This is a genomic window from Oxalobacter aliiformigenes, assembly GCF_027116575.1.
Classification (GTDB): Bacteria; Pseudomonadota; Gammaproteobacteria; order Burkholderiales; family Burkholderiaceae_D; genus Oxalobacter; species Oxalobacter aliiformigenes.
Window position 1 is genome coordinate 1,423,153 of sequence record NZ_CP098252.1, and the last position, 25,053, is coordinate 1,448,205.

Sequence of the window (25,053 nt, forward strand, 5' to 3'; positions counted from 1 at the left end):
CCTCAGGCATTCTCACATCCCCCAGAACAGCCGCCTTGTCCTGAAACCGTTTCCATGCCGCTTGTGGTGTAACGGCACCGGCACACACCAAACACGACTCCCGTGCCCGCACATTTCAGTATGGCTTCCGGCATCATATCTTCCACGACGAAACTGGCCGGTTCCGTCAGAATACGGGATATACCAGTCATAACAACACCCGGGTTCGGGATAAACGGATCGGTGATGGCGATAACAGAAAAAAGCCTGTCCCAAAGAACATTATATCAATCCGGATCAGCGTTGCAGTTCCGACAACACTTTTATGGCCGAAACACCGCTTGATACCGCCGATTCCAGCGTTGCCGGATATTCTCCCGCGACATAGTCGCCCGCAAGCAAAAGACCTCGCTTATCGAACAGACAACCCGGCCTGACAAGGCCGGGAGTACATCTGAACGTGGCCCGTTTTTCCGTCATGACACGGCTCCACAGCGGTTTTTCCAGTTCCGGGTTCCCGAAACTTTCCGCCAGCTGACGGGCAAGACCGGCAGCCAGACCGGTTTTGTCACCACTGTCCACTACCGATGAAACACTGATGATGACCGCCAGAAGACCTTCCTGATTTCTGATGAAATGGCCCCGATCGAACACGAACTGCCCCCACTGTTTTTTCTCCGGATAGTCCAGCAAGGCGTAAAACGGCCTTTCCAGCCGGACAGAAGAAGGATATTTCAGATAACACGTCGTGATCGGTTCGAATTCAAGCGCCGCAAGCGGCGAAGCATCCCCGATATCCGATATCAGCGAGCGTGCAACGGCGGCAGACGTCGCCAGAATAACCGCATCGAAGCGGGTTCCCTCTGCACGGTCGATAACCCAGCCTTTTCCGTCAAACGCGATGTGACGTACCGTCTCACCCAGACGGACGACTCCCTTGCGTGCGATGCAATAGGCCAGCGCCTTCTCCGGAAAAAGGGCCGAAAGATCGGTTACCGGAATCAGCATGTCGGAATCGGTCCGTTTCCTGCCGAGACTGTCGCGCAAAACGGCCAGAAACACGCTGGCAGACGCCTGTTCCGGAGACGTATTTAATGCAGCCAGACAGAGCGGACGCCAGAGTAGGGCATACAGTTTGGGCGTTTGCCGGAACTGTTCCAGCAAACGGATAACCGGCCGGTCTTCCCCGATATCCCAGCGTATCGCCCGACAACACGCGAAAAAACGGGCCAGCGCCAGCCTGTCTTCCCGGTTGAGTCCTTTCGCTTTCAGAAGACCGGCGACAAGATGGAAAGGAGCCGGCCAGCGCGGTGTGACAAAATCCATGACGGCCGGAAAAGGCGGATAACGCATTTGCAACGGAAGATTCAGAAATGCCTGCCGTGTATCGATTCCCACCTGACGCATCAGCCTCAAGGTTTGCCGGTACGCACCGAGCAGAATATGCTGGCCGTTATCGACTGCCATGCCTTCTACAAACGTTTTCCGGGCACGGCCACCGGAGATGTGCGACGCCTCGAACAGCGTGACGTGACAGCCAGCCGATACACCTTCCACAGCAGCGGCGCAACCGGCCCAGCCGGCGCCGACAATAGCGATGCGCTTATCCATTTACCCATGCTTTCCATGCCAGCCAGAATTTCCGGACTTTCGTCAGGGAAACCCGTTTTATCAGGACAGGAAAACCGCAACGTCCGATTTCCAGAAGCAGTTCACGATAAATCGACGCCATCATGATGCCGGGTTTCTGGGACAGTCTGTCCTGATCCGGCAACAGGGCAAACGCCTCGTCGTAAAAGCCAAGCGCCCGCTTTGCCTGGAATTGCATAAGTTCCCTGAAAGCGGAAGTCTGGCGCCGGTTTCGCAGGTCGTTCACCGACACGCCGAAAACATTCATTTCATCGGCAGGCAAATAGACACGACCTCTTGCGGCATCCTCACCGACATCGCGGATGATATTCGTCAACTGGAAAGCCAGCCCGAGTTTTTCGGCATATTCCTGCGTTTTTCGTCTTGTCGCCCCGAAAATCCGGGCAGCCAGAATCCCGACGGTACCGGCGACATGCCAGCAATACCTTTCCAGCTCCGAAAAATCGCCGTAACGTTTCTTTTCCAGATCCATTTCCATACCGTCGACAATCGCGTCAAGATACTTTTTCTCGAGCGAATAAACTTCAAGGTGAGGCATCAATGCCTGCATGATCGGATGATCGGGACGACCGGCATACATATCGGCGATTTCCCGCCGCCAGCCGTCCAGTTTTCTGCGGGCACCCCCGGGATCGGACGGGAAATCGTCAACGATATCGTCCACTTCACGGCAAAAAGCATAAAGTGCCGTGATGGCCCTTCGGCGTTCGGACGGAAGAAAGCGGAAACTGACATAAAAACTGGAACCGCTTTTTGCCGCCTTGTGCTGGCAATACTGGTCTGGCAACATGAGTGCTGAACGAAAAAAACAGAACCTTCATTATCCCGCAAAATGGCGTACCGTCAAAACAGGCACGACGCACCACCCGCATGCAGGCAAAAGACAGCGATACGATTTTCTCCCGTTCAGTCCGTTTTCTTGCGTTGGGTATGCAAATCGCCGCCATGCGTCCGATGCACATGGGAACAGGTGGAACCGTTTTCGTCAAAGGTGCCCGATACCGGGCAGGAAAGAGCATTGAGGATCCCGCAACTGGCCGTGTCCTTCGCTTCACGACAGCTTTCCCTCAGCATCCTGAGCTGTTTCTCCAGTTTTTTCAGATCCCGGATACGCTCGGCGACATGGCCGATATGTTCGTCCAGAAGGGCATTGACCCGATCGCAACTTTCTTTCGGCATGTCCTTGAAATGCAGCAGAACCCGGATTTCATCCAGCGTCATGTCCAGTGAACGGCAATGACGGATAAACAGCAGCCTGTCCACATGCACATCCGTATAAACCCGGTAATTGCTTCCGGTCCGGCCGATTTTCGGCAAAAGTCCTTCCTTTTCGTAATAACGGATTGTCTCGACCTGCATTCCCGTTTTCCGTGCCAGTTCCCCGATTTTCATGAAACGCTCCTTTCCCGGTTCCACGTTGCCGGCTGTCGCCATCCATGTCACGTCAGCCGGTATTGTACAACTTCTTGACTCTGAAGTGGCTACAGGGTTTCCAATAACGGGAAACGGGAGGGAAATCATGACACGCGAGTCTTTCGAATCACACAAACACGATCACACCGTCAAAAATCATCATGAACACTCGCATGAGGAAAAACACGGGCATGATTTTCACAGTCATTCACACCACCATGAACACGGACACAATCACGCTCACGGACAGGCCGTACATTGCGGATGCGCCGCTTCCTGTGCCGCCGGACAAGCGGCCCTACGGCCTGTAACCGGGAACTGGCCGAAAGGACAGTCCGTCTTTTACATAGACAGCATGGATTGTCCGGTCGAAGTCAATGATATCAAAAGTGTCCTGTCCCGGATCGAAGGCATCAGAAACCTCGATTTCCAGCTGGCTTCCCGAACCCTGTCTATTGAGGCCGACAGGGAAACCGTCGAAAAAAGTATCGCCGCCATCAAAAAGGCGGGATATGTCCCTGAACGGATAACGACAGGAGATACCGAAACCGGTTCTCCCCGCAATGAAGAGCGTGTCTGGCGCTACTGGCTGGCCCTGGCCATTGCCTGCGTCGTCGAAATCCTGCATGTTGTCTCCGGCGATATCATGGCGACAGAAATCGGCGGCATGATTTTGTCTGTTGTCGCGATCTGGCTTTCCGGTTTTTCCACTTACCGCAAGGGACTGGCGGCCCTGCTGGGGTTACGGCTCAACATCAATGCCCTGATGACCGTCGCCGTGACAGGTGCTTTCCTGATCGGACAGTGGCCCGAAGCCGCGATGGTCATGGCGTTATATGCCATTGCCGAACTGATCGAGGCCCGCTCGGTCGACAGGGCGCGCAACGCCATCCGCAATCTTCTCGACCTGACCCCGCCGACAGCCGAAATCCGGGATGAAACCGGAACATGGAATGCCGTACCGGTCAAAAACGTCACGTTGAACGCCACAATCAGGGTGCGACCGGGCGAACGCATTCCGCTGGACGGAACAGTCACCGGCGGCGCCGGTACTGTCGACCAGTCACCCGTTACGGGAGAAAGCATTCCGGTCGACAAGAAACCGGGGGATTCCGTTTTCGCCGGAACCATCAACGAATCCGGCACACTGGAATTTTGCGTCACGGCCTTATCGGACGATACGGTTGTCGCCCGCATCATCAAGGCTGTCGAGGAAGCGCAGGAAGCCAGTGCACCGACCCAGCGTTTCGTCGACCGCTTCGCTGCCATCTATACACCGCTAATCTTTCTGGTCGCCCTGTGCGTAGCCGTCGCCACACCGTTTCTGTTCGGCTGGACATGGTTGCAGGCCTTATACAAGGCACTTGTCATGCTGGTCATCGCCTGTCCCTGTGCACTCGTGATCGCCACACCGGTCACTGTCGTCAGCGGGCTGGTCTCGGCCGCACGACGCGGCATTCTGATGAAAGGAGGCGTTTATCTGGAAGAAGCCCGTAACATCAGAGTCGTGGCTTTAGACAAGACCGGTACGATCACGGAAGGAAAACCACGTCTTCTGGACACGAAAATCATTTCGGAAAACTTTCCGGAAAACGATATTCTTGACTGGGCGGCCGGTCTGGCCGACAGTTCCGGCCACCCGGTATCCCGAGCGATCGCATCCGGCCTGAACCGTACCGCCAGAGCTGTTTCCGGATTCACCGATCTGCCGGGAAGAGGTGTTTCCGGTACGATCGAAGGACATTCCCTGATCATGGGCAATCACCGCCTGATCGAGGAAAAAGGGCTCTGCCGTCCGGACGTCCACCGCCTGTTGCTTGAATACGAAAAACAGGGCTACACGGTGACCGTTCTCGCATCCGGACGTGAAGTACTGGCTATTTTTGCGGTCGCCGACACGATCAAGGCCACTTCGCGCGAAGCGCTGGCCGCCCTGAAAAGAAAAGGCATCATGACCGTCATGCTGACGGGAGACAATGAAACGACAGCGAAAACCATTGCGGACGAAGCCGGTATCGAAAACGTCCGCGGAAACCTGTTGCCCGCCGAGAAACTGGATGCCGTCTGCGAACTGCAAAAACAGTACGGCAAAACCGCCATGATCGGCGACGGCATCAACGATGCACCGGCCCTTGCGCATGCGGATACCGGTATCGCCATGGGCGATGCGGGAACGGATATCGCGATGGAAGCCGCCGACGTCGTGATCATGAACGACGACTTGCGCCGTATCCCGCAAATGATTGACCTTTCGGCCAGTACCTATTCCATTCTCTGGCAAAACATCCTGATCGCACTGGGAATCAAGCTGGTTTTCTTCGCACTGGCCCTGTTCGGCTCGGCAACGATGTGGATGGCCGTTTTCGCCGACACGGGGGCCAGCCTGCTGGTTCTGCTAAACGGCCTGCGCGTTTTGCGCAAATAGGAATGGCATTTTCCCGGACAGGGTAAAATAACGGAAAAAGCGGCACCGGATTTCTCTGGTGCCTTCTCTGTCATCTGTTTTGCGAACCGTTTTCATGAATGCCCTGTTTTCATATCTGCCGATTCTTCTGGCTGCCGCCTGCCTCATTCTTCTGCTGATCCTGCTCTTTAGGCAAACACGTCAGACCGCCTCCGGAGATCTTTCCGACGAATACAAAAGACAACTGGAAACCGTCATACAGACCGTCAGCGAACGCACCGAACGGCAGCTGCGCGAAGAGGTGCTGATCAGCGCGCAGGGTACCCGGCAGGAGTTATCCGCCTCTCTGGCCCGTTTCCAGCAGGGAATCGTCCACCAGATGACAAGCGTTTCCACATTGCAAAACGACCAGATACGTGCTTTTTCCGGACAACTGGCGAAACTGACGGCAGGCAACGCCGAACAGCTTGAAAAAATGCGTGAAAACTTCGCCAGTCAGGCGCTTTCCGCCCGGCAGGAACAGTCAGATGCCATGAAACGTTTCGGAGACACGCTGCACCAGACACTGACGTCCCTGACTGAATCGAACGCGAAACGCATGTCCGAAGTCCGCCAGACACTGGAAGACAAGATCCGTGAACTCCAGGCCGACAACGCCAGAAAACTCGAAGAAATGCGCAAGACTGTCGATGAAAAGCTACATGCGACGCTTGAGAAGCGGCTGGGCGAATCGTTCAGGCTCGTATCCGAACGGCTTGAAAAAGTCCATCAGGGACTGGGAGAAATGCACCAGCTGGCGATGGGAGTAGGGGATTTGAAAAGGGTCCTGACCAATGTGAAAACCCGGGGAACATGGGGTGAAGTCCAGCTGGAAATGCTGCTTGAACAGATCATGACGCCCGGACAGTACGCCAAAAATGTGGAAACAGTCCCGGGATCCGGTGCTTTCGTCGAATTCGCCATCAAACTGCCCGGCAAGCAGGATGAATCCTCTCCGGTCTGGCTGCCGGTGGACGCCAAATTTCCGAAAGAACAGTACGAACGTCTGGTCGAGGCATCCGAGCATGCCGATGCGGACGGTGTCGCCCAGGCGGGCAGGGAACTGGAACGGGCCATCCGGCTTCAGGCCAAAACCATCGCGGAAAAATACCTTGCTCCTCCCCATACCACCGATTTCGCGCTTTTGTTTTTGCCGACAGAAGGTCTTTATGCCGAAGTCATGCGCCGTCCCGGCCTTTCCGACGAATTGCAACGGACTTTCCGGATCAGCATTGCCGGTCCCTCCACCCTGTCGGCACTGTTGAACAGTCTCCAGATGGGATTCAGGACACTGGCGCTGGAAAAACGTTCATCCGAAGTATGGGAAATACTGGGTGCCGTCAAAACCGAATTCTCCAAATTCGGCACCGTACTGGATGCGACCAGGAAAGTGCTCGAGAGGGCAGCGAAAAACATCGACGACGCGCAGGTGCGTACCCGCCAGATGACACGCAAACTCAGAAAAGTCGAAGCATTGCCGGAAAACAGGACACAGGAACTGCTGGGAATGGAACCGTTCACCGGAGACGATGAACCATCACGTGGATGAAAACACGCCGGTATCTGTTTCTATATAGCAACAGAAACCGGTTTCAACTTATAAAATCAAGATGTTGATTCCGGTACGCGCTCTGTTTCCTGAACACCAACACATAAAAAACAATACCCGTACTCCCAAAAAAACTGTGGCATGAGATAATTTCCTGAAAGAAATTCAACCAAACGGATAGTCAGGCAAATACCCAGATATTCCATTTCCCACGATGCCCCAGCTCATGCAACCGCTTCAGGATGTGCCTGACCGGCCATTCAGGCCGGTGCGAATCACATTCTGCTATTTTGCGTTCGGCCTGTTATGGATGTTGAGCAGCTACTTTGTCGAACATCATTTCAGTTCGGGAAAAGACCCCCATTTTCTGGGACTGCTGGTATTTCGCCTCTCGTTTGCCTTGTTGTCGTCCTTTCTGCTGTATGCACTGATTTACCGGCTCAAAACACTGCCCGACATTGGCAAATGGCGGATAACTCCCCGAAACCTTTCGTTCGTCCATTTCCTGTTCTGGATTTTCTGGATCGTTTTCATCCGCCTTTTCACATACTTCGCCCTCGATGATCTGGTTCTTCGTGGCGTGTTCATCTACATTTCGGGCCTGATTCTGATCGGGTGCACGACATTTACCCTGTTTCTTTTCCTGAGTTCCGTCCAGAACTGGCTCGACCGGAACCGGCAGACTTTCACACGGTTCACATTGCAATCAGGCGTTTACCGGACCGTACTGATCATTCTCTTTTTGACGCTGCTCATCCCCTTTATCAGCTTCACCATACTGGAACTGTTGTCGCCACAAGTCGAAAACAACGCATTCTCTGAACTGAAAATGTCTGCGCAAATAAGGGCACTGCAGCTGGAAGGCTGGTTGGGGGAACGGGAACATTCCACATTTCTGACGCTGACTAGTTCCAGTTTCATCGAAAATGTCAGGAAACTGGAAAAAAACGGCGACCTTGTCGCCAGAACCGCTATCCTGGGACAATTCGAATCGCTGAAAACCGCCCAACAATACAGAACACTGATTCTTTTCGATACGCAACGAAGACCGGTTGTCTCCATAGGCCCCCCCATGATAAATCCTGCCGAGGCTCAAAGACAGATCAAAAACGCCGTCCAGAAGTCTTATGAGGAACTCTACAGCAAAGACACCAACCGGACCGATTTCATCGTCCCACTGTATATGAAAAACACCCATAACCCGCTGGGATGGGTTTTCGTCATCCTTGATCAAAAAGAATACCTGAGCAGTTACCTGGATCACTGGAGCGAAACCACTTCGGACAAACAGATTCTTCTGGTCGAACAAAAAGGCAAGGACACCATGCTTTTCAGAAAAGACCCGGGCGAATCCGGCAATTCCGTCATCAAGGTTTTCCCGGCCACAAACAACGGTCTGTCCCGTGCCATCCTGGCCGGAGGAAAGAAACCCGGAACGCTCAAGGGAAACACGTTGTATGACGAAACGGCACTGGCCGCCTGGTACCCGGTCAAGGGAACAGACTGGTTCGCCGTCGTCAAGATCGACCAGCGCAACCTGATGGCTCCCGTACGCAATCTGGCTTTCTGGTTCAATCTGGCGTTCATCTCCATTTTGATGATCTTCGGAGTCATTCTCCTGTTCATCTGGCATGTTCTCCAGCGTTCGCAAATCCTTGCCGCCGACCTGCGTGAAAAACAGCTGCTGAACAACTTTTACACCTTGCCCTTTATCGGAATGGGCGTTCTCTCGGTTACCCTGGACAAATGGATCCATTTCAATGACACCCTGTGCGATATTTTCGGTTATTCCCGGGAAGAATTCAGTAAAAAAGGATGGCTGGAACTGTGCGGCCAACCCTGCATGGAAGAACACCCGATACTCAAGGCACTCGGGCGGGGAGATTCCACCGAATTCACCGAAGAAAAAACGTTTTGCCGGAAAAACGGCGAAACAGCCATTGCGGAAGTCCATTTCCGCTGTGTCGTCGCGTCAGGCGGTACCTCGGACTATCTGGTCGTTACGGTCGAGGACATTACCGAACGCAAGGTCGCCCAGAGCCAGATCTACCGGCTCAGCCAGCTTTACGCCACCCTCTCGCATTGCAATCAGGCTATTATCCATTCCAGAACGGAAAAAGATCTTTTCGAACGAATCTGTTACGGTATCGTCAACTACAGTGCAGGCCGTTTCAAAGTGGCCTGGATCGGACTGATCGATGAACAATCCGGAAAAGTCGATATGACTGTCTCACATGGCATTCCCGATGAACTGATCGACTCCATCCAGACCATGCGTATCGTCACAGGATTCGACAGCATGAAAAACAATAGCCCGGCCGCCGTGGCATTACGTGAAAACAGGGCGCTCTGGATACAGGATGTCCATCGTACTTCTCTCATGACTCCCTGGAATGAGCTGCTCGAAAAAATGTCAGTCCGTTCCCTTGCCGTTTTTCCGCTTTACCAGGCAGGCAAACCTATCGGCGTACTGAAAGTCTATTCATCCGAGCCAGACGCCTACGATGACCAGTCGAAAAATCTCCTGAACGAAATGGCAAACGATCTGAATTTCGCACTTGACAATTTCGAGCGGGAAGCCGTCCGCAAACGGACCGCGAAAGAACTGGAAGAAAGCGAGAGAAATTATCGCCAGCTTTATACGGAACGCATGCAGGCCGAAGACGAAATCAGGCGCTTGAATCAACTGTATGCCGCGCTCTCCCAATGCAACCAGTCCATCATACGATGCAAAAACCAGCAGGAACTGTTTGTCCAGATCTGCCACGACATCGTCGAATACGGGCAAATGGACTTCACCTGGGTCGGGCTGCTCAACCGCAAGACGCTGGATATCGTGCCGGTCGCATCTGCCGGCGATCACCAGGAATATCTGAAAGATCTTTATATCAACGCCCTGCCAGACCATCCGGCAGGGCAGGGACCCGCCGGTGAAGTCATCCGGGAAAACAGGCCGGTCTGGATGCAGGACTTCATCAACGAACCCGCCATGAAAAACTGGCGAACGCATATCAGACAGTTCAGCTGGCGTTCGTCCGCCATTCTTCCCTTGCATCGCAACGGACATGTCATCGGTGCCGTATTCCTCTATGCCAATGTCTTAAATGCCTTTACTGATTCATCCCAGAGGCTTTTGCAGGAACTGATGGAAGACATCGACTTCGCCCTGGAACATTTCGAGAAAGAGGAACAGCTCCAGCTGTCGGCACAGATTTTTGCCCAGAGCAGCGAAGGGATCATGCTTTTGGACGCCGGTTGCAACATCGTCATGATCAACAGGGCATTCACCCATATCACAGGCTACACGGAAAACGAAGTGCTTGGACGGAATCCGAAAATGTTGTCATCCGGGCAACATGACCGCAATTTCTACACAACCATGTGGGAAGCCATCGAAAGGGAAGGACGCTGGCAGGGTGAAATCTGGAACCGACGCAAAAACGGCGCCATTTACCCCGAATGGCTGTTGATTCAGACCATGCGCGATGCAAAAAACAATCTGACTCACTATATCGGAACCTTCACCGACCTGACGGAACGAAAGGAAACGGAAGAACGGGTCAAATGGCTTGCCCATTTCGATCCGCTGACCGGACTACCGAACCGGACACTTCTGCATATCCGCAGCAATCTGGCCATCAGCCTGGCACAGCGCCGTCATGAACCGCTCGCCCTGATGTTTCTCGATCTGGACAATTTCAAAAACGTCAACGACTCGCTGGGCCATGGAATCGGTGACGAACTGTTAAAGCAGTTCGCCGACAGGCTGTCCACGTCCGTCAGGGAACAGGATACCATCTCCCGGCTGGGCGGCGACGAATTCGTCCTGATCCTTCCCGGAACCGATACGGACGGTGCCGCCTATCTGGCCGAACGGCTTTTGGGGATCGCGGCCCGGCAATACAACATCGAACGCCATGAAATCAACCTGACGGTTTCGATCGGCATCGCGATGTACCCGACAGACGGTACCGACTTCGACACCCTCTGGCGCAGCGCCGATGCCGCCATGTACCGTGCCAAACAGACCGGCAGGAACGACTACTGCTTCTTCACGACCGAAATGCAGGCACGGTCGGCCCGGACCCTGCAGATCGACAATGCCTTGAGAAGGGCACTGGAACGCCACCAGTTCAGCCTGGTATACCAGCCGCAACTTTCCCTGGATACCAACCGGATCGTCGGATTCGAGGCGCTCATCCGCTGGAAACACCCCCAGTTCGGCAATATCCCCCCGGACGAATTCATTCCGATCGCCGAATCCAACGGCCAGATCATCCCGATCGGCGAATGGGTTCTCAAAACAGCTGTCAGACAGCTCAGGACATGGCGCGACAATGGACTTTACGACTTCACGATTTCCGTCAATCTTTCCGCCGTCCAGTTCCGTCATCACCGCTTGCCGGAACTGGTCATGAACATTCTGGATGAAGCCGGCGTACCGCCCGAATGTCTCCAGCTGGAACTGACAGAAGGTGTCGCCATGGAAAATCCGATAGCGGCCATAACCGTTATCGAGGAACTGAGAAAAAAAGGCATCAACATATCCATCGACGACTTCGGGACAGGCTATTCCTCTCTGACCTATCTGAAACGATTCGATCTTTACAGCCTCAAAATCGACCGGTCTTTCGTTCAGGACATTCCTGCCGATACCAAAGATATGGCTATCGTTTCCGCCGTGATCTCGCTGGCCGGCAGTCTGGACATGAGAACTGTCGCCGAAGGTGTCGAATCCCGGGAACAGCTCGAGTTCCTTCGTTCAAGAGGCTGTACGGAAATACAGGGTTATTATCTGTCAAGACCGCTCGCGGCAGACGATGTCGCGGCTTTCCTTGGAAACGGATATATGGAAACAAAAACCTGAATTCCTATCGATTTACTATAAAATGTCGTAAACGAGCCACGGAAAATGGCTCGTTTTTTATAGCCACTCATGACTTTCCCTTTTAAAAACATTCACTTGATTGGAAATTAAAATATTTTCATCAAAAATTTCCATTTCACGCAAAAAAATATAAATACGTGCAATAATGTTTCCACACGGAAACATTATGTCCTCTCGGGACTTGCCGTCCGTATCAAATAAGGGAATTCAGGATAATGACAGACAAAATATCGAATACTTTCAAGCTCTCAGAGCATCTCCGACTGGGCAAATTCATGAGTATCGGTCACACCGCGCTGCTTTTTGCCGCCAGTTCTTCATTCACCATCTTGTGCATTATTTACTGTCTGTCCGTTTTCTCCGAAGAAACCCGTCTGCGGTACCATCTGTTTGGTATGACGGGAGTTGTATTCGTGATATTGAGCGCCTTTCTGCTTCATTTCCTTTTGGCAAAAAGCGAACTGTCGGATTTTCTTCCGCATCGGAGAAACATCGTATTCTTTTATATCCTGCTGACATCACTTTATTATCTCTTCGCGGATATTTTCGTCTACCACCATTCCGAAAACCCGGGGACGATGATTGAATTCGCCCTGAAAACCAATCTGGCACTGGTCGGTATCGCCAGTTCATTTCTTTACCTGTTTCTCTGGTATTTCGACGAATACCGTTCTTCAAAAATGACCAGTGCATACCGGAAAAGCGGCGATTACCGGTTGTTGCTGGTCTTTCTCGGCCTGCTTCTGATCATACCGGCTATCAGCTTCGGCATTCCGAAACTGTACAGTTCGCATCTGGAAAAAGAAATGCTGGACAATCTCGAGACCAACGTACAAACAAAAACCTTCAATATCGAAAACTGGCTGGAAGAACAGCGCGATATCGGTTCCGTCGTCCTGAGCAGTTCATTTTTCCGCCAAAGTTTCGAAAAATGGCGTTTCGAAAACAATGCCATTGCCAAACTGGATGTCATCGATTTTCTCACGACACTCAAAAAAGCCCAGCAATACAAAAGCATCAAAATCATTGACTCCAAAGGAAACGAACTGCTTTCCCTTGGCGAGAACCTGACGCTCGCAATAAACAACCGGCAATCGCTGCTCGAACTGATGAACCGGCCTTATGTCAGAAAAATCAGGCACAATATTTATTCACAGGGTGAATCCGGGTTCGAAATCGTGATTCCCTACATCCTGATCGACCGGATGCAGGAAGCGATGGGCGCCGTTCTGATCGCGTTCGATCCGAAAACATATCTGACGCAGAATTTCAACACCTGGCTCAGGTCACATCCCGGAAGGGAAATCGTTCTTCGCCGCCCGGAAGGAAACGGAACCGCCATGCTGTCAATCAAACCATCCGGAAACAACGGAAACGACATCGTCTATACCCCCGTGAACAGTCGTGAAACCATACCGTCACTCGCTGCGATCGCTGAAACCGGGAGCGGGATCGGCAACGATTACAACCAGGAAAAAGTTTTCATCGCATGGAACAACATCAGGGACACGGACTGGAAACTCATTTTCAAGCACGACTACAACAAGGCCATCCGTTCCGTGCAGAACTCGGCTTTCGGTGTTGCCATCATCACATTCTTTGCGGTTTTGGTTATCGGTCTTGCCCTGCTTCTGGTATGGAAAATGCACCAAAAGAACCGCAATCTCGCACGCCGGATCCAGAACGACAAATTGCAGGACAAATTCTATACCATGCCTTTCACCGGGATGGCCATCCTTTCTTCCCGGATGGACTGCTGGCTTCAGTGCAATGACAAAATCTGCAACATTCTGGGTTATACCAGAGAGGAAATGACGCTGAAAAGCTGGGACGACATTTGTCTCAGGCCCGATACGGAAGAGGAAAAATCCCGGCTGGCTGCCCTGAAAGAGGGTATCGTGGATGAAATCCACACCGAACGCGAACTGGTCTGCAAAAATGGCAACATCGTACTGACCGATATCCACGCCCGTTGCGTCAGAAACAGGGACCGTTCGCCGGATTATTTCGTCGTCACATTCGAAGACATCACCCGGCAACGGCAATCCGAACATCAGGTATCCAGACTCTCCGAGCTCAACACCATCCGCAGCCATTGCTCCTATGCCATATCCCGGAGCAAAAACGAAAGTGAACTGTATGAAAACATCTGCCGGATCATCGTTCACCACAGCCATGTCAAAATGGCATGGATCGGCCTGATTGACGAGTCAACCCGCATGGTCAAAACAGGGGCGAAATATGGCGACGGCGTCATGTTCCTGGAAGAAATCGTGATTTCTGTCGATGAAAACAGTCCCAACGGCCATGGTACCGTCGGGAAAGCCGTACGCAGCGGAAAACCCTGCTGGAACCAGGATTTCCGGCATGATCCGTTATGTATGCCCTGGCACGACCGTTCCATCGAAAACCATCTCCAGTCCGTCGCCTCATTGCCCCTGAGGAAAAACGACAAAATCATCGGAGTGTTTCTGCTTGCATCCTCGCAGCTGAATGCCTTCGATTCTTCCGTTCAGAATTTGCTGATGGAAGTCGCCAACGATATCGATTTCGCCCTTGAAAACTTCCATCGTGAACAGATCAGGACAAAAGCGGAACGCGATCTTCGCCATCTGTATGTCGAAAGCAAGGTCGCCGAAGCGGAAATCCGGCGTCTGAACCAGCTATATGCCATTCTGGGGTACTGCAATCAGGCCGTCGCCCGATGCACTACACAGGATGAACTGTTCAGGCAGATCTGCCAGATCGTCACACAATACGGTACGGTGAATGTCGCCTGGATCGGACTGGTCAACGAGGAAAACAGGGTATATCCGGTCGCTACGGAAGGGACATCGTCCGCCGTCATCACCCAGATACTGGATGTGATCCACCAAAACGACAAAACGATAACACAGGGTATCGTCAGAACAGCGCTGCGAGAAGACAAGCCGGTATGGATCCAGGATTATGAAAACAATCCGGTCTGCGACATTCTTCGCAGCTCGACGGTCTGGAAAGAAGTCGCCAGACAACACCAGATACATGCCATCGCCTGTCTGCCGCTCCACAAATACGGCAAGATCATCGGTTTTCTGAACCTGAATGCCCGCGAAACATATGCCTTCGATATCGCTGCCCGCAAACTGCTGACGGAACTGGCTTCCAGCATCGATTTCGCGCTGGAGAATTTCGACCGGAAAGACCAGCTTCAACTGTCGGCACAAGTCTTCACACAAAGTAACGAAGGTCTGATGCTGCTGGACGCTTCCTGCAATATCGTCATGGTCAATCAGGCGTTTACCAAAATCACCGGCTATGAAAAAGAGGAAGCCATCGGACACACTCCCCGAATCCTCGCTTCCGGCAGGCATGACCGCGATTTTTACGAGATCATGTGGAACCGGATCGAAAAAAGCGGTTCATGGCAGGGAGAAATCTGGAACCGGCGCAAGGACGGCTTTATCTATCCGGAATGGCTGTCCATCCAGATCATGCGGGATGCCTCCGGCAAGCTGACCCATTACATCGGTCTTTTCGCCGATATGACCGAACGCAAGAAAACTGAAGAGAAAATCCAGTGGCTGGCCCATTTCGACGCACTGACAGGATTGCCCAACCGAACCCTGTTGCGTGACCGAAGCAATCTGGCGCTCAGCCTTGCACACCGCCGGCACGAACCGCTCGCCCTGATGTTCCTCGATCTGGACGGATTCAAGAACGTCAACGATTCACTGGGACACAATATCGGCGATGAACTGCTCAAACAGTTTGCAGCCAGACTGAAAAGTATCGTTCGTGAACAAGACACGATTTCCCGGCAGGGCGGAGACGAGTTCGTGCTGGTGCTTCCCAACACCGACACAAGTGGCGCCACCATTATTGCCGAAAAACTGCTTGCCATCGCCGCAAAGCCCTATCATATCGAACCTCACGAACTGAATCTGACCGCCTCCATCGGTATCGCCATGTTCCCGACAGACGGGATCGACTTCGACACTCTCTCGTGCAGCGCCGACACGGCCATGTACCGTACCAAGCAGAACGGAAGGAACAATTACTGTTTTTTCACAACGGAAATGCAGGAAAAATCCGCACGCATGCTGGAACTCGACAGTGCATTGCGTCGCGCACTGGAGCGGGACCAGTTCGTTCTGAACTATCAACCGATCATGTCGTTAAATCACAATGTCGTCGTCGGATTCGAGGCGCTGCTGCGCTGGGAACATCCCCAGCTCGGATCGGTCTCTCCCGAGGAATTCATCCCTGTTGCCGAATCCAACGGACAGATCATTCCGATCGGGGAATGGATACTGCGATCCGTCATCAGACAACTGAAAACATGGACACAGGCCGGCCATCACGAAATCATGGTATCGGTCAACCTGTCGGCTGTCCAGTTCAGGGACAGAAGACTGACAGATCAGGTATCGGACCTTCTTCAGGAAGCCGGAATAAATCCGGACAGGCTGGTACTGGAACTGACGGAAACCGTCGCAATGGAAAAACCGCATGCCGCCATTGTCGTCATCGACAGCCTCAAGGACAGAGGCATCAAAATCTCGATCGATGATTTCGGGACCGGGTACTCCTCGCTGGCCTATCTCAACAGATTTTCGGCACACAGCCTCAAAATAGACGGTTCATTCATCCGCGATGTCCCCCGGAATCCGGAGAACATGGCCATTGTCAGTGCGATAGTGTCGCTGGCCCGCAACCTGGGCATCAAAACCATCGCGGAAGGCGTCGAAACGGAAGATCATATCGACTTTCTGAGAGAAATCGGCTGCACGGCCATTCAGGGACACTATCTTTCAAAACCCATGACGGCGAAAGTCGCGACCGATTTCCTGAATACGGCCATGTCCGACCGGATGGAAACGGTTTCCTGACAACGATCGGGATGAAAAGGGCAGGTACCGCTATGGCAGTACCTTGCCCGGATTCATCAGATTGCCGGGATCCAGCGCCTTCTTGATCTGTTGCATCATCCGGATTTCCACTTCGCTTTTGTACCCCGCGTTTTCTCCGTGTTTTAACGCCCCCAGGCCGTGTTCGGCGGAAATGGCGCCGTGCATGCGGCTGACACTGTCGTAAACGATCCTGTTGATATCGTTCTGGCGAAGCAGGAACTCGTCATCCGGTACCCCTTCCGGGGCACCCACATTGTAGTGCAGACTGCCGTCCCCCAGATGACCGAACGTCACCATGCGACAACCGGGAAAATAATGCTGAAGCTGCCTGTCGGTCGTTTCGATGAATTCGGCAAAAAGAGACGTCGGTACGGCAATATCATGCTTGACGTTCCTGCCTTCTTTCGCCTGGGCTGCCGAAATGTTCTCGCGCAAACTCCACATCGAACGGGATTGCGCCAGCGTCTGGGCCAGCGCCGCATCGCAGATGATGTCTTCCTCGATGGCATACTGGAGCAGCTTTTCGAACCGCGCAGCGGTCTGTTCTTCCGGTTCGCTCTCGCACAGTTCCAGCAGGACGAAATACGGTTTGTCCAGGGGCAAGGGAGGCAACAGGTGTGGAAAATACTTCGTGACCAGCTCCAGACTGTAACGGGACATCAGCTCGAACGTCGTCAGGGCGAACCCGGCGAATTTCTGTGCAATCGTCAGAAAACGCAATGCATCGTCCGGTGTACGAAGAGCGACAAAAGCCGTTTGCTGTGTTCTCGGACGTGGAAACAGCTTCAAAACGGCAGCAGTAATCACACCCAGTGTGCCTTCCGATCCCACAAACAGATCGCGCAGGTCATAACCGGTATTGTTTTTGCGTAACTTGTACAGGCCATTCCAGATATCGCCATCCGGAGTGACGACTTCCAGCCCCAGACACAATTCCCGTGCCGTTCCATAACGCAAAACTGCCGTTCCACCGGCATTGGCGGCCAGATTCCCGCCGATCGTACACGATCCGGACGACGCCAGCGAAAGCGGAAACAGCCTGTCGGCGTCCAGCGCCGCTTTCCTGACATCGTCGAGAATACACCCAGCCTCGACCGTCATGGTATTGTTGGCCACGTCGATTTCACGAATCCGTTTCAGGCGTCTCAAAGACAGCACGACGGCCTTGCCCGACGTATCCGGAACGCTTCCCAGGACAAGGCCGGTATTGCCTCCCTGCGGAACGACCGGAATCTTCTGCAATTTGCACAACTTGACGATATCGGCCACTTCCCGTGTATTACCCGGCGAAATGACAGCAAGCGCTTTTCCGGTGAATCGCCTGCGGTAATCGGTGATATAGGGAACCATCTTTGCAGGATCGCTGATGACATGAGCGTTTCCGACCAGTTTCCTGCATAATTCGATAAAAGAAACCTGTGCCATAAAATGATATTCGTATCAGGGCCTGTTCCGGCATCGCATTTCCAGCCGGGGCAAACCGGTATGCTCCCCGGCAACGACCAAGTCATGAAACCGTGTTTGTCGCTAAAAATCAAAATCCGGGCATCCGCCACATGATAAAACAAATTTTCCCGCTTGCCTCTGGCAATGTCGTTTCAGCTTAAAATGTTTTTATGGAAAAACCGGCTTTCACCTCCCCACCGACCGATACCGATTCCCGGCTGGCGAATCTTTCCCGCAAAGACCGCATAAAAGGTATTTTGCGTTACTGCCGCGAAAGAGTGGAAGAAAACAACCTCTCCGACGTGGCGGGCAACATCAGCTTCACCATCATCCTGAGTCTGGTTCCCATGCTGGCCATCATGCTGGCGATTTTCACCACGTTTCCGGAATTCGGAACGCTGCAATACACGCTGGAAACCTATTTCGCGCAAGGCATGATACCGGGCAATATCGCCCGTACCATCCTGAACTACCTGGGAGAATTCGCTTCCAACGCCGCCAACGTTTCCATTGTCGGCGGTCTGGCACTGCTCTTTACGACACTGACCACCATTTCCACCATCGAAAGCGCTTTCGACCGGATCTGGCACATCATGACACCCCGGCCACTCATAAAACGCATCATCCTGTATATTGCCATTGCCGTATTCGCCCCGCTGCTTTTGGGAATATCCATCTATCTGACCACCCATCTGGTTCTCTCCAAACACGGACTGGTCGGCTGGCTGCCGGTTCTGAACACCATTTCGGCGCCACTGATCGCCGTCATCTGGACCACCATCGCGTTCACGCTGCTTTACCGCATTTTGCCGCATCGTCTGGTACTGTGGAAAGACGCGGCCGCCGGAGGACTGTTCGCCGCCGTCGCCTTTGAAATCGCCATTCGGCTTTTCGCCTTTTTCATCGTCAACTTCAGTTCCTATGAAAGAATATACGGCGCACTGGCCGCTTTCCCGATCTTCATGATGTGGATCTACATCAGTTCGCTCATCATGCTTTTGGGCGCGCTGGTCGCCGCCTTGCTTCCCGATATCCGGAACGGCCGGTGGAATGCCGCTTCACTGATCGGCAGCCGTTTTTCGGATGCCATGAAAATCATCGGTGTTCTCTACAATTCGGGACAACATCACAGTCTGGTCGTCTCCCGCACTGAACTGGAACGGCAAACCCATCTGAGTGTCAGCGAAACGGAATACTGTCTGACAAAACTGGAAAAACTCGGCTGGGCAACGACGCTGAAACGTTCCATGATCAGTACCGTCTCTTTCAGAAAACGGGGGCCCCGGGAATGGAAATGGATTGGCGACGCCCGCAAAATCACGGTCGCCGACGTTTTCAGACAATTCGTTTTCGCCGGAAACAGCGACGATCACCTGACGCTCGAAGTGGACAAGATCATCGACAACGGCCTGAACCTGGCCCTGGCCGACTATTTCGACATCCCGGAGGACAGCCTGCCGGAAAAACCGGAAGCCGCCACCGGAAAAACCTGATCTTCCCGGTTGCCAAAGACGCACCGGCAAACCGGGGACAGACGGGGTCACCGGATGTTGGAGCTGCCCGGACCGTTTTCTTTTCCGTTTTCTTGACTGATGAATGGAAAAAACGGTTTCAGGAGTGCTATCTTTACGGTCTGGAAAACCCTTCTGCCGGAGAACAGACCAACCGCACTATGGAAACAGGCGAAAATACCCCCCAAAAAGCAGAACCGCAGATCGGGGCATGGACACCCTTCCGTCATGGTGTCTTCCGCATGCTCTGGATCGCCATCCTGTTCGTCAATATCGCCTCGTGGATGCAGGATGTCGGAGCAGGATGGCTGATGACATCTCTCGCGCCGACACCGGTCATGGTATCCCTCGTACAGGCCGCCACCAGCACCCCGTTTTTCCTGCTGGCCATCCCGGCAGGCGCCATGGCCGACATCGTCGACCGTCGTCGCTACCTGATCGGAACGCAAATCTGGATGGCGGCATGTGCGGGATCGCTCGGCATTCTGACACTGACCGGCGTCACCGGTTCCTTGCTGTTGTTGCTGTTCACCTTCTTTCTGGGCGTCGGCATCGCCATGATGATGCCGGCCTGGGGCGCCATCATTCCGGAACTCGTCCCCCGTGAGGAATTGCAGTCCGCCGTTGCCTTAAACAGTATCGCCATCAATATCGCCCGTTCCGTCGGACCGGCCATTGCCGGAATGATCGTGGCCGCCGCCGGATCCGGCGCCGTTTTCGTGGCCAATGCCTGCTTCTACACTGTCGTCCTGTTTCTGGTCATCCGCTGGAAACGCAACGTCCCGCAAAGCACCTTGCCGGCAGAACACCTGTTTGCCGCCGTAAAAACCGGCCTGCGGTTCGCGCGCCATTCCCAGGCACTTCGCGCCGTCATGGTGCGCGGATGCTGTTTTTTCATTTTCGCCAGCGCTTCCTGGGCGCTGATGCCGCTGATCGTCCGTCAGGAACTGAAACGCGGCCCGGGGACTTACGGCCTGCTGCTGGCCTGTATCGGTATCGGTGCGATAACCGGAGCGATCCTGATGCCAAGACTGATCCGCCGCGTCACGCGGGATACCATCATCCGCTGTGCATCGGCACTTTACGGTATCGCCATGCTGGCACTGGCGGTTTCCGATATCGTCGCTGCGGCCTGTGCCGCCATGCTGGTGATCGGAATTTCCTGGATGATGACCGCTTCGGCTCTGATGACCGCCGCGCAGATTTCACTTCCCGGATGGGTCAGGGCACGCGGTCTTGCATTCTTCTGGATTGTCTTTACCGGGGGGATGGCCGGCGGAAGCGTCGTCTGGGGGCAGGTTGCCGGACTGCTGAATATTCCGGCCGCTCTGGCTATCGCCGCCGCCTGTCTTTATGTCGGTATCGCCATTTCATGGCGTTTTTATGTCGGAACACAGGACAAGGCCGACCTGACGCCTTTGTCCCCCGACTGGGCCGGACCGGTACCCCGCAACATCGGAATGGACGAAGGGCCGATCATGGTCACTATCGAATATCTGATCCGTCCGGAAGACACCGAAGCTTTCACCGACATCATGACTCGCCTGAGAGACATCCGGCAACGCAACGGAGCCATGCAATGGAACCTTTTCAACGACATGACGCGACCGGGTATCATGATCGAATCCTACATGATCGAGAACATGCTGGACATGCTGCGCCAGCGCGAACGCATGACCGTCTCCGACCATGAAGTCCGGAACAGGGCCCGAGCCTATCATCGTGGAAGCGCCCCTCCGAAAGTCATCCGGATGCTGTCGGCTATCGGACACAAAAGGATTTTCGACTAGCAAGAACCGGACGCTTCATCACCTGCCGGCCACGCCATACCCGATAACCAGCTCGTAGGTAACCGGCAGCCCGTTTTCTTCCCGCAGGGATTCGTAACGTTCCTGAATCATTTTCCAGGCCATTTTGCCCAGCAGGGCACGACGTTTCCCGGCAGCATAACCGGCACCGATTCCCCTGACCGACTCCAGCGCGGAACGGACATCCGGATAATACATCCTGTGTGTTTCATGCCTGACACGGATATCGGTGAAACCCGCCTCACGCATCCGCTCTTTCAGTGCGGCAACCGGATGGAAATCCAGGACACGGCCGGCATCATCCAGCCCTGAAAAGGCGAAACCGGTTTCGCAGAGTGTACCGGGCGCCAGTGTCGAGAAATACAGAATCCCGTTTTCGCCGAGTACCCGGTACAGCTCCCGAAACACCGTATCGGGACGACACCATTGCAAAGCCAGACTGCTCCATACGAAATCGAATCTGCTATCCGGAAAAGGCAGATTTTCCAGATCGCCTTCCACCGCCTCGAACCCTTTCTGCCGCATGCGTTCGACCATTCGGGAAGAAAGATCGCAACCGGTCAATGAAGCATCCGGCCACAGGCATCTCATGCACTGGGAACCGAAGCCGGTACCGCACCCGCCATCCAGCAGACGTTCCGGCGTCCATCCGGCCGGCAACCACCGGGGCAAAAGGCACAACATCCGTTCACACACCTGCCTCTGGAATACAGCCAGAGCATCATATGAAGCAGCCGCCCGGCCGAATGCCTCGCCGATTTTCGTCTTGTCCATATCAGTCTCCCAGAAACGCTCCGACAAACCGGGCGCACTGCCGGGAATCGGACAAAAACGGCGCATGCGCCACATCCGGCAAAATCTCCAGGGTAGCATCCGGCAGGTTTTCTGCCAGCCATAAAGCGGCATCAGGCGACATCAGGGGATCGTTTTCACCATGAACCAGCAGGACTTTCTGGCGGATATGCGGAACAAGCGAACGAAAATCCGCTCTGTCCAGAAAATCCAGACCGGCATCAAGGACCGGGGAGGGGGGAATATCCAGCCCCGACAGCCGGCGAACGATGGCACGTGCCTGCTTGTCCTGCCGGTTGAAAAGTGCGACGAAACGGCGAAGCGTGGCAACCGGATCGGCCCGGACACCGTCACGGAAATGCCGGGCGGATTCCTGCGACATGCCGGCCTGCCAGCCGTGCCGTTCGACAAAACAGGGCGTTGCGCCAAAAAGCACCAGTCTTTCAATTCTCTCCGGATAACGGCAAGCAGCCGACAATGCCAGAACAGCTCCCATCGACCAGCCGCACAAAACGATCGGCTCCAGCATACCTTCCATCAGGGCATCTGCCCATGACGACAGCGAATCGCCGTCGGGCAGGCCGGTACCCGCATATCCCGGCAGCGGCACGGCTTCATATACGGTATCGCCGGACAGCACCTCGCACAGATCCTTCATGAAATCAGTCCAGACATCGGGCGACATGCCCCAGCCATGCCAGAAAACCAGTTTCGTCATGCCATTTCCCTCAAGGCATCGACCAGTCGGGCAACCTGCTCATGCGTATGTGCGGCAGACAGGGAAATACGCAAACGCGCACTGCCTTTGGGAACGGTCGGCGGCCGGATGGCCGGCACCCAAATGTTCCGTTTGGCCAACTCGGCGGAAACATTCAGAACGGCATCGTTTTCACCAACCACCACCGGCTGGATCGCCGTGAAAGAAGGCAACAGTTTCCACTTCGAACCGTCCAGTCCACGCTGCAACCGGTCTATCAGCGCCTGTAAATGGCAGCGCCTGTCATCGCCGTTTCTGATCAGTTCGAGCGAGGCCAGAATCGCGGAAGCCATGACCGGGCTGGTCGCCGTCGTGAAAATGTAGGAGCGTGAACGCTGCATGAGCCACTCGATGACGGTTTCCGACCCGGCCACAAACGCCCCCGAGACACCGGCGGCCTTGCCCAGCGTTCCGACATAGACCAGACGCGGAGAAAAAGACAGTCCGGCATGGTCAAGCGAACCGCGTCCCTCGCGCCCCAGCACGCCGAAACCGTGTGCATCATCCACCACCAGCCAGGCATCATAACGCTCGGCCAGCCCAATCAAGGCCTTCAAGGGCGCCAGATCGCCATCCATGCTGAACACCGCATCCGTCAGGATCAGTTTGCGTTTCGCATCGCTGGCCGCCAGCATTTTTTCCAGCTGTTCCATATCGTTATGGGCATAACGACGATGTTCCGCACGGGAAAGCTGGACGGCATCGATTAACGACGCATGGTTCAGGCGGTCGGCGAAAACGGCATCGCCACGTCCTACCAGTGTCGGCACGACGCCGACATTGGCCATGTAACCGGTGCTGTAAAAGAGGGCGCGATCGGCCCCGACAAAACCGGCCAGTGCCTTTTCCAGCGCATCATGCGGTCCCATGTGGCCGCTGACCACATGCGAACCACCAGAACCGGTTCCCCACTGCCTGGCCGATGCACAAACAGCATCGGCCAATGCCGGATGGGACGCCAGCCCCAGATAGTCGTTACTGCAAAAAGCGAGAACCGTCCTGCCATCGATGACAGCCTGCGTACTGCAGGCGGACTCCAGCGTTTTCCGTTGACGCAACAGATTGTTTTCCGACAGCGACTGAAGCTGCCGGGTCAGTTCTTCCCAGATCATTTTGTTTTCCCGAGACCGGTTATGTCGCCGTCCGGTTAACGGATGACGCGCTCATGGAGGACAGGCGGCTCATCATTATACATTTCAACCAGCGTCGAGGCGCGGGTTCCGTAATCAGGCGATTCGATGCAGACAGAAGAGAGCAGTTTTTCCCACTCATAGGATACCCCGGTATGCGGCAGCAACCTGTCCGGCGCTTTCGTCGTATCCGAGAGCATTTCGAAATAGGCTTCTTCCGGCGCATTGATCCCGAGCAGGCAGGCGAACTGGGCGCGGGTCCGGACGACTTTCGGCCATGGGTCGTTCAGAAGGGCATTCGACAGTCCATAAATACCGGGTTTCAACGGGCGGCCGTTTTGCGGATTCATCATGCCGAAATTGGAAAACCACACCAGTGTATCGCCATCGCCGACCAGCAGATTGAATCCGTTGTAATGGAACGATTCCCGCCGGATCTCGCGGATATACTCTTCCGGCGTCAGATTCGACGCCAGATAATCACTGACCAGAAGGCCGCGTGTCGGCGCGTTTTCCTTCATCAGATGCGGAGCCCGCACATTGGTCAGGGCGGCGAACCGGCTGCCTTTTTTGCCCGCTTCATGCGCCACCCCCAGCCACGTTCCGCCACCTTCCAGATCGCGCCCGGCATAAATCTGCGGATGATCTTTCCACTGGTGGGCCGGCACGGCAGGTCTTGCATAAAATTCATCCCGGTTGGATGCGGCAATCAGGGGTACACCGGGTTTGATTTGCCATGCAAATACGATCAGACACATATAAAGGACAATCTCCGGAACAGGCAAGCGACAAAAA

General features: G+C 54.2%; 15 protein-coding genes. 6 read left to right on the forward strand and 9 right to left on the reverse strand.

Going from position 1 to position 25,053, the window contains the following annotated elements; genetic code table 11:
* Window positions 1-2: 2 nt before the first annotated feature.
* The 4 genes from NB647_RS06665 to cadR all read right to left on the reverse strand — a co-directional run bounded on the left by NB647_RS06665 (window position 3) and on the right by cadR (window position 3,021).
* The gene (locus NB647_RS06665; protein ID WP_269282534.1) at window positions 3-191 is read right to left on the reverse strand and encodes a hypothetical protein; all 189 of its coding nucleotides are present in this window, start codon (window positions 189-191) and stop codon (window positions 3-5) included.
* 85 nt (window positions 192-276) lie between these two features.
* Window positions 277-1,590: a hydroxysqualene dehydroxylase HpnE gene (gene hpnE, locus NB647_RS06670; RefSeq protein WP_269282536.1), complete on the reverse strand. Its 1,314-nt coding sequence runs from the start codon at window positions 1,588-1,590 to the stop codon at window positions 277-279.
* Window positions 1,583-2,419: a presqualene diphosphate synthase HpnD gene (gene hpnD, locus NB647_RS06675; protein ID WP_269282537.1), complete on the reverse strand. Its 837-nt coding sequence runs from the start codon at window positions 2,417-2,419 to the stop codon at window positions 1,583-1,585. Before hpnD ends, hpnE begins: the two co-directional genes overlap by 8 nt.
* 116 nt (window positions 2,420-2,535) lie before the next feature.
* Window positions 2,536-3,021, reverse strand: a complete 486-nt coding sequence (gene cadR, locus NB647_RS06680; RefSeq protein ID WP_269263833.1) for a Cd(II)/Pb(II)-responsive transcriptional regulator — start codon at window positions 3,019-3,021, stop codon at window positions 2,536-2,538.
* On the opposite strand from cadR, the gene NB647_RS06685 reads away from it, so the two are divergent.
* From NB647_RS06685 to NB647_RS06700, 4 genes are all read left to right on the forward strand, one after another.
* The gene (locus tag NB647_RS06685; RefSeq protein ID WP_416143564.1) at window positions 3,020-5,467 is read left to right on the forward strand and encodes a heavy metal translocating P-type ATPase; all 2,448 of its coding nucleotides are present in this window, start codon (window positions 3,020-3,022) and stop codon (window positions 5,465-5,467) included. The genes cadR and NB647_RS06685 overlap by 2 nt on opposite strands.
* Before the next feature lie 94 nt (window positions 5,468-5,561).
* On the forward strand, window positions 5,562-7,034 hold the full coding sequence (locus NB647_RS06690) for a DNA recombination protein RmuC (protein WP_269284755.1): 1,473 nt from the start codon (window positions 5,562-5,564) through the stop codon (window positions 7,032-7,034).
* A 214-nt stretch (window positions 7,035-7,248) separates the two neighbouring features.
* Complete coding sequence (locus NB647_RS06695) at window positions 7,249-11,901, forward strand: sensor domain-containing phosphodiesterase (protein ID WP_269282539.1); 4,653 nt, start codon at window positions 7,249-7,251, stop codon at window positions 11,899-11,901.
* A 296-nt stretch (window positions 11,902-12,197) separates the two neighbouring features.
* Window positions 12,198-16,793 (forward strand): EAL domain-containing protein, encoded by a 4,596-nt coding sequence (locus NB647_RS06700; protein ID WP_269282541.1) that lies wholly within the window; start codon window positions 12,198-12,200, stop codon window positions 16,791-16,793.
* A gap of 30 nt (window positions 16,794-16,823) precedes the next feature.
* Here the strand turns inward: NB647_RS06700 and NB647_RS06705 are convergent, their stop codons facing one another.
* Window positions 16,824-18,239, reverse strand: a complete 1,416-nt coding sequence (locus NB647_RS06705; protein ID WP_269282543.1) for an FAD-binding oxidoreductase — start codon at window positions 18,237-18,239, stop codon at window positions 16,824-16,826.
* A gap of 191 nt (window positions 18,240-18,430) precedes the next feature.
* Here NB647_RS06705 and NB647_RS06710 point away from each other — a divergent pair, with 191 nt between their 5' ends.
* Both NB647_RS06710 and NB647_RS06715 read left to right on the forward strand, forming a co-directional pair.
* Window positions 18,431-19,753, forward strand: coding sequence for a YihY/virulence factor BrkB family protein (locus NB647_RS06710; RefSeq protein WP_269282545.1), 1,323 nt, complete (start codon window positions 18,431-18,433; stop codon window positions 19,751-19,753).
* A 179-nt stretch (window positions 19,754-19,932) separates the two neighbouring features.
* Window positions 19,933-21,561, forward strand: coding sequence for an MFS transporter (locus NB647_RS06715; RefSeq protein ID WP_269282547.1), 1,629 nt, complete (start codon window positions 19,933-19,935; stop codon window positions 21,559-21,561).
* Between the two features lie 18 nt (window positions 21,562-21,579).
* Here the strand turns inward: NB647_RS06715 and bioC are convergent, their stop codons facing one another.
* From bioC to NB647_RS06735, 4 genes are read right to left on the reverse strand one after another with little or no spacing between them, the layout of a single operon-like run.
* Window positions 21,580-22,353, reverse strand: coding sequence for a malonyl-ACP O-methyltransferase BioC (gene bioC, locus NB647_RS06720; RefSeq protein WP_269282549.1), 774 nt, complete (start codon window positions 22,351-22,353; stop codon window positions 21,580-21,582).
* Window position 22,354: 1 nt separating this feature from the next.
* Window positions 22,355-23,089: an alpha/beta fold hydrolase gene (locus NB647_RS06725; RefSeq protein ID WP_269282550.1), complete on the reverse strand. Its 735-nt coding sequence runs from the start codon at window positions 23,087-23,089 to the stop codon at window positions 22,355-22,357.
* Complete coding sequence (gene bioF, locus NB647_RS06730; protein WP_269282553.1) at window positions 23,086-24,240, reverse strand: 8-amino-7-oxononanoate synthase; 1,155 nt, start codon at window positions 24,238-24,240, stop codon at window positions 23,086-23,088. Before bioF ends, NB647_RS06725 begins: the two co-directional genes overlap by 4 nt.
* A gap of 35 nt (window positions 24,241-24,275) precedes the next feature.
* Entirely contained in the window at window positions 24,276-25,016 is a 741-nt protein-coding gene (locus NB647_RS06735; RefSeq protein ID WP_269263842.1) for an NRDE family protein, read from the reverse strand.
* Window positions 25,017-25,053 lie beyond the last annotated feature (37 nt).

Excerpts from the sequence above, each read along its gene's own strand:
- NB647_RS06665 (WP_269282534.1), bottom strand. The coding sequence starts at position 191 with ATGACTGGTATATCCCGTATTCTGACGGAACCGGCCAGTTTCGTCGTG.
- hpnE (WP_269282536.1), bottom strand. The coding sequence starts at position 1,590 with ATGGATAAGCGCATCGCTATTGTCGGCGCCGGCTGGGCCGGTTGCGCC.
- hpnD (WP_269282537.1), bottom strand. The coding sequence starts at position 2,419 with ATGTTGCCAGACCAGTATTGCCAGCACAAGGCGGCAAAAAGCGGTTCC.
- NB647_RS06685 (WP_416143564.1), top strand. The coding sequence starts at position 3,020 with ATGAAACGCTCCTTTCCCGGTTCCACGTTGCCGGCTGTCGCCATCCAT.
- cadR (WP_269263833.1), bottom strand. The coding sequence starts at position 3,021 with ATGAAAATCGGGGAACTGGCACGGAAAACGGGAATGCAGGTCGAGACA.
- NB647_RS06690 (WP_269284755.1), top strand. The coding sequence starts at position 5,562 with ATGAATGCCCTGTTTTCATATCTGCCGATTCTTCTGGCTGCCGCCTGC.
- NB647_RS06695 (WP_269282539.1), top strand. The coding sequence starts at position 7,249 with ATGCCCCAGCTCATGCAACCGCTTCAGGATGTGCCTGACCGGCCATTC.
- NB647_RS06700 (WP_269282541.1), top strand. The coding sequence starts at position 12,198 with ATGAGTATCGGTCACACCGCGCTGCTTTTTGCCGCCAGTTCTTCATTC.
- NB647_RS06705 (WP_269282543.1), bottom strand. The coding sequence starts at position 18,239 with ATGGCACAGGTTTCTTTTATCGAATTATGCAGGAAACTGGTCGGAAAC.
- NB647_RS06710 (WP_269282545.1), top strand. The coding sequence starts at position 18,431 with ATGGAAAAACCGGCTTTCACCTCCCCACCGACCGATACCGATTCCCGG.
- NB647_RS06715 (WP_269282547.1), top strand. The coding sequence starts at position 19,933 with ATGGAAACAGGCGAAAATACCCCCCAAAAAGCAGAACCGCAGATCGGG.
- bioC (WP_269282549.1), bottom strand. The coding sequence starts at position 22,353 with ATGGACAAGACGAAAATCGGCGAGGCATTCGGCCGGGCGGCTGCTTCA.
- NB647_RS06725 (WP_269282550.1), bottom strand. The coding sequence starts at position 23,089 with ATGACGAAACTGGTTTTCTGGCATGGCTGGGGCATGTCGCCCGATGTC.
- bioF (WP_269282553.1), bottom strand. The coding sequence starts at position 24,240 with ATGATCTGGGAAGAACTGACCCGGCAGCTTCAGTCGCTGTCGGAAAAC.
- NB647_RS06735 (WP_269263842.1), bottom strand. The coding sequence starts at position 25,016 with ATGTGTCTGATCGTATTTGCATGGCAAATCAAACCCGGTGTACCCCTG.